Source organism: Stenotrophomonas sp. YIM B06876, from assembly GCF_030711595.1.
Lineage (GTDB): Bacteria > Pseudomonadota > Gammaproteobacteria > Xanthomonadales > Xanthomonadaceae > Stenotrophomonas.
In genome coordinates this window covers 1-1,362 of the sequence record NZ_JAUJUJ010000210.1, presented here as the reverse complement: position 1 = coordinate 1,362, position 1,362 = coordinate 1, and the positions used below count along the sequence as shown (strand labels likewise).

Below are 1,362 nucleotides of genomic sequence, written 5' to 3'. Positions count from 1 at the left end.
ACTGCTCGACCACGCTGCTGAAAACCGCTACGGCATTCCGGCTTTCAACGTCAACAACCTCGAACAGGTGCAGGCCGTGATGGCTGCCGCAGATGAAACGGGTGCGCCCGTCATCCTGCAGGCCAGTGCCGGCGCGCGCAAGTATGCGGGCGAGGCGTTCATCAAGCACCTGATCCAGGCGGCCGTCGAAGCCTATCCCCACATCCCGCTGGTGATGCACCAGGACCATGGACAAAGCCCCGACGTATGCCGGGGCGCCATCGCCCTGGGCTTCAGCTCGGTGATGATGGACGGCTCGCTGGAGGCCGATGGCAAGACCATTGCCAGCTATGAGTACAACGTCGAGGTGACCCGCAAGGTCGTGGACATGGCGCACCAGCTGGGCGTCACCGTCGAAGGCGAGCTGGGCTGCCTCGGCTCGCTCGAAACCATGCAGGGCGACAAGGAAGACGGCCACGGCACCGACGCCGTCATGACGCGCGAGCAGCTCCTGACCGACCCCGAACAGGCCGCCGACTTCGTCAAACGCACCCAGCTCGACGCCCTGGCCATTGCCATCGGCACCAGCCACGGCGCCTACAAGTTCTCGCGCAAGCCCACCGGAGACATTCTGGCCATCGACCGCGTGCAGGCCATCCACCAGCGCATCCCCAACACCCATCTGGTGATGCATGGCTCCTCGTCGGTGCCGCAGGAATTGCTGGCCATCATCAACCAGTACGGCGGCAAGATGAAGGAAACCTACGGCGTGCCCGTCGAGGAGATCCAGAAGGCCATCCAGTTTGGCGTGCGCAAGATCAACATCGACACCGATATCCGCCTGGCCATGACCGGCGCGGTGCGCAAGTTCCTGTTCGAAAACCCCGACAAGTTCGACGCCCGCGAATGGCTCAAGCCTGCGCGCGAGGCCGCCAAGGCCATCTGCAAGCAGCGCTACCTCGAGTTCGGCTGCGAAGGCCAGGGCGCAAAAATCAAGGGCCACAGCCTGCAGGTGGTGGCCGCGCAGTACGCATCGGGCGCCCTGGCACAAGTGATCCACTGACACCGCACGGCGACGATCGCCGGGCCGCGCGTATCCGCGTGGCCCGGCCTTTTTTTTGCGGCAACTCTGTCGTGTTCGCGCGGAAAAGTTCTTTTTGCATCAGCAATAAGCGCCAGCCATAAAAGTTTCTTCATGTAAGCTTGCGGTCAGTCTGTAGAGCTGACCAACACAATGAGGAGACATACATGCTGATTGGCGTGCCCGCTGAAACACTGGCGGGGGAGACCCGGGTCGCCGCGACCCCCGAGACGGTCAAGAAACTCAAGGCCCAAGGGCACACGGTGCGCGTCCAGGCGCAGGCGGGCGTCGCCGCCAGCGTG

1 protein-coding gene and 1 pseudogene are annotated in these 1,362 nt (G+C 63.5%); both read left to right on the top strand.

Annotated features, from left to right (window positions below; translation table 11 throughout):
- Position 1: 1 nt before the first annotated feature.
- Positions 2-1,042 carry a class II fructose-bisphosphate aldolase gene (gene fba, locus QZH66_RS16165; protein ID WP_305806908.1) on the top strand — a complete coding sequence of 347 codons (1,041 nt, stop codon included), beginning with the start codon at positions 2-4 and terminating at the stop codon, positions 1,040-1,042.
- Positions 1,043-1,227: 185 nt separating this feature from the next.
- Positions 1,228-1,362 (top strand): annotated as a pseudogene (locus QZH66_RS16160) (NAD(P)(+) transhydrogenase (Re/Si-specific) subunit alpha); the annotation flags it as partial.